This window comes from Actinosynnema sp. NPDC023658, assembly GCF_040639995.1.
Lineage (GTDB): Bacteria > Actinomycetota > Actinomycetes > Mycobacteriales > Pseudonocardiaceae > Actinosynnema.
In genome coordinates this window covers 1-4189 of record NZ_JBFAAX010000518.1, presented here as the reverse complement: position 1 = coordinate 4189, position 4189 = coordinate 1, and the positions used below count along the sequence as shown (strand labels likewise).

2 protein-coding genes are annotated in these 4189 nt (G+C 70.4%); one reads left to right on the top strand and one right to left on the bottom strand.

Going from position 1 to position 4189, the window contains the following annotated elements; genetic code table 11:
* Positions 1–29 precede the first annotated feature (29 nt).
* Positions 30–1658: a hypothetical protein gene (locus AB0G02_RS30240; RefSeq protein WP_360800645.1), complete on the bottom strand. Its 1629-nt coding sequence runs from the start codon at positions 1656–1658 to the stop codon at positions 30–32.
* Between the two features lie 1176 nt (positions 1659–2834).
* On the opposite strand from AB0G02_RS30240, the gene AB0G02_RS30235 reads away from it, so the two are divergent.
* Positions 2835–4189 (top strand): non-reducing end alpha-L-arabinofuranosidase family hydrolase (locus AB0G02_RS30235; protein WP_360800642.1); only part of this gene is annotated, 1355 nt, incomplete at its 3' end.

Here is a 4189-nt window from a genome sequence, read left to right as displayed (position 1 = left end):
CCTGTCGTCAGGTCCGGCCGCACCCCGGATCAGCTCTCGCGCTCGGAGTACAGGCAGTACGAGTCGAACGCGGCGGGACTGGCGTCGAACTGCTTGACCAGGTCCCTGCCGCGGTCGAACTCGGCGAGCAGGTGGTGGGTGCCCTCGCCCAGGCCGACGGCGAACAGCGGCTTCCCGAGGGGTGAGTCGCAGGCGGCGCTGCCGCCGCCCGCCGGGTAGAACTCCGGGCAGGTCGTGCACGGCGGCAGGGTGAACTCGTGCGCGGTGGAGCCCGCCAGCTTGATGGTGATCGAGCTGTTGACGGCGTTGTAGAAGGTGACCGTGATCGGCCCGCCCGCGCCGAGGGGTCCGGGCACCTGCACCCGCGCGCCGGTGCCGATGGCCACCTTGGCGGCGATCTGCGCCGACTGGGCCTGCGGCAGGTCGGCGTGGCCCGGGAAGGTGCTGACGAACCGGTCCAGCGTGGCGACCGCGCGCGTCGCCTGGCCGTCGCGCAGCTCGTTCAGCCCGCAGTCGAGCATGGCCCGCGGGTACTGGTTCTTCGCCTCGCCCGTCACCTTCGCGGCGACGTCGTTGGTCAGACCCGCGAAGAAGGCGAGGACGTCCACCACCTCGCACGGCCGGCCGGCGGCGAGCGGCGCGGTGGCCGCCGCGTAGAGCGCGTCGTACGCCGCGGGGACCTCCTTGGCCGACGGCGTCCTGCCGAACTCGTCCGCGATCGCCTCCAGCGCGGTGGCCGCCTCACTGGCGCTGACGGGCGTCTCGGAGGTGAGCTTCTTCGCCAACCGCAGGTAGGCGTCCGCGACCTCCGGGGCGAACGACTCGTCCTCGGAGAGCAGGTCGCGGTAGACCTTGATCGCGTCGGCCAACCGGCCCTCGTCGCGCAGGCCGCGAGCCCAGGTCGTGTAGGTCTCGACGAGCTCGTCGCGGACGAACGGGCGCAGCGGGCTGTCCGGGTGGTCGACGCGGAACTGCCCGTAGCGCCGCACGGCGGTGACTTCGTCCTCGGAGTCGGCCGCACGGGTGAAGTCGGCGCACTCGGCCAGACCGCGGTTCGCCGCGGCGATGTCCGAGCTGAGCGTCAGCTCGTAAGGCCCGGTCACCGCCTTGAACCGGTCGGTCGCCGCCGCGCAGTCACCGCGCCCCTGAGCGGCGAGCCCGTCGTCGTAGGCGCTGCGGCCCAGCACGCCGTACCCGACGTACGCGCCCACCACGGCGGCCACCGCGATCGCCCCGATCACCACGGGCCGGCGGTTCGCGACCGGCGGGTGCTTCACCGCGATCCGCCGCGCGTCCAGGACGAGGACCGCGAGCCAGACCGCCGCCAGGACCCGCCACAGCCACGGGTTCGCCGCCGCGCCGGTGGCGAACGCGACGACGACGAGCACGACGGCCAGGACGGTCGCCGTCCACGCCCGCCACCGTCGGCGCAGGTAGAAGTAACCGGCGCCGACCCCGGTCAGGTTCAACAGCACGGCGGCCGCGGTGGACCTCGGCTCGGGCGGCGTCGGGGGGATCCGCAGGATCGGGTCGGTCGGCGTCGGGTCGACCCACACCCCTTGCTCCTCCGGCCCGCCCGGCCGCGCCCACAGGTTCGCCGCGACGGTCGGGTAAGCCGCCGGGAGTTCAGCGGAGTGCGCGGTCGCCGGCGCAACCATCGCCGGTCCGACGGCCGCCGGTTCGGCGGCCGGTCGTTCAGCCTGATCGGGTCCGGCGGCCGGCGGTGCCACCGATCCAGCCGGCGCGGGCTCCACCGGCGGTGCCGCGGTCGCCGCTCCGGCGGTCGGCCCTTCCGGCTCCGCATCCGTCGTTCCAGGCTGCGCCGATTCCGCAACCGGCTGCGGCACTGGCGCTTCCGCCGGCGGACCGACCGCCGGTGGCTCTGCCTTCGATCTGTCTTCGCTCATCCCGAACCCCCCACAACGGTGTCCCCCGACCCGGTCAACAGGGGACCACATCGCGGTCATCGGGTGCATGGCTTTTGTCGGAGATGAGACGTTCGGAGCCCCCGTGCGCTCTCCCGATCCACCGCTTGGACGGGCCCTCGACGTACGAGACGCCGATGGTCGTCCTGTCCACAGTGGACCGTTCGGTGCCCGGCCGCCAGCAGCCCACAGCCCGCCCACGCAAGCGGCCTCACGCGGCCCACCGCACCCGTCGGCTCCAGGCTCGATCAAGACCACCTGACCACAGCGGATGCCGCTCCGCGATGGTCAATGTTCGCGCTAACATCCGGCCCGCGAACACCTCGGCACCGGACCACACTGCGTCGAATGATCGACACCGAGGCCTACCTCAACAGGGAGTTCGACGGCGTTCGACAGCCTCGACATGATCAGCTCCTCGGGTTAGCGCTCACATCCAGACTGCTCCGACTCGTTGACGCTGCGCGTTCGCCTGGCTAGATTGGCCCGAAAGGTAAAGAGTTCCACCCGAAACAACCGGCCACCGGTGGCGATACTTTCGGAGGCCGGAACCGTGCACCGGGGCGGCGAGCCGCGGTGGTCGTGCGCCGTGGACGACGGGGCACGACCTCGGGGCACGGCGTTCCGATTGTCGTACTCGATCAGCCTTGGACTCGGCGGTGGCAGGGTGCTTCTCAGTCGATCTACCAGCCAGGAACGTCGAAGTGCCGCTGCTGCGGCACGAGGTCGCCGGGCGGCGTCTGCCTTGACCGCCGGGCGAGCACCGATCGGTCTCCCACCCCGTGCTCCAACGGCCACCCGCGCCACCAACACCCCGGCGTAACACCGACGTCTCGTAGCGGCGGTCCCGGCGCGCAGGCCGCAGCCGTGCCGCGGTTCGCCCCCACCTCAACGAAGAGGAGCACACCCATGGCCGAAACAGGCCACCGCCCGACCGCCGTCCCCCGATCCCGCAGACGACGCCTGGCCGGTGCCATCGCCGTCGTCACCACGCTGATCGGCGGGCTGGTGGCGGCGTTCAACGCGGCCCCCGCGTCGGCGGCGACCGTCGACACGACCGCGTGGTACGTGCTGGTGAACCGCAACAGCGGCAAGGCGTTGGACGTCTACAACCTGGCGACCAACGACGGCGCGCGGATCACGCAGTGGACGCGCAACGACGGCAACCAGCAGCAGTGGCAGTTCGTGGACTCCGGCGGCGGCTACTACCGCGTCAAGTCGCGCCTGTCCGGCAAGGTCCTGGACGTCTACAACTTCTCCACCGCCGACGGCGCCAACATCGTGCAGTGGGCTGACGGCAACGGCACCAACCAGCAGTTCCGGCTCGCTGACTCCGACGGCGGCTACGTGCGGCTGATCAACCGCAACAGCAACAAGGCGGTCGAGGTGCAGGGCGCGTCCACCGCAGATGGCGGCAACGTCGTGCAGTACAGCGACTGGGGTGGCAGCAACCAGCAGTGGCAGCTCGTCCGCGTCGGTGGTGGCGGCACCACCACCACGACCACCACGACGACGAGCTCGAACCCCGGCGGATGCAGCCTCCCGTCGAGCTACCGCTGGACGTCGACGGGCTCGCTGGCGAACCCGAGGTCGGGCTGGGTGTCGCTCAAGGACTTCACCCACGTCATGTACAACGGCAAGCACCTGGTCTACGCCACCACCCACGACACCGGCAGCAGCTGGGGCTCGATGAACTTCGGCACCTTCACCAACTGGTCCGACATGGCCTCCGCACCCCAGAACGCCATGAACTCCGGCACCGTCGCACCCACCCTGTTCTACTTCGCGCCCAAGAACATCTGGGTCCTCACCTACCAGTGGGGCGCCACCGCGTTCAGCTACAAGACGTCGAACGACCCCACCAACCCCAACGGCTGGTCCTCGGCGCAGCCGCTGTTCACCGGCAGCATCTCGGGTTCCGGCACCGGCCCGATCGACCAGACCATCATCGGTGACGGCACGAACATGTACCTGTTCTTCGCCGGCGACAACGGCAAGATCTACCGCGCCAGCATGCCCATCGGGAACTTCCCCGGCAGCTTCGGCTCCTCCTACACCACCATCATGAGCGACTCGACCAACAACCTCTTCGAAGCCGTCGAGGTCTACAAGGTGCAGGGTCAGAACCAGTACCTGATGATCGTCGAGGCCATCGGCGCGAACGGCCGCTACTTCCGCTCCTTCACCGCCAGCAGCCTCAACGGTTCGTGGACCCCGCAGGCGGCCAGCGAGAGCAACCCCTTCGCGGGCAAGGCCAACAGCGG

Bases quoted from the DNA above. Each gene is read 5' to 3' on its own strand.
- AB0G02_RS30240 (WP_360800645.1), bottom strand. From the start codon at position 1,658: ATGGTTGCGCCGGCGACCGCGCACTCCGCTGAACTCCCGGCGGCTTAC.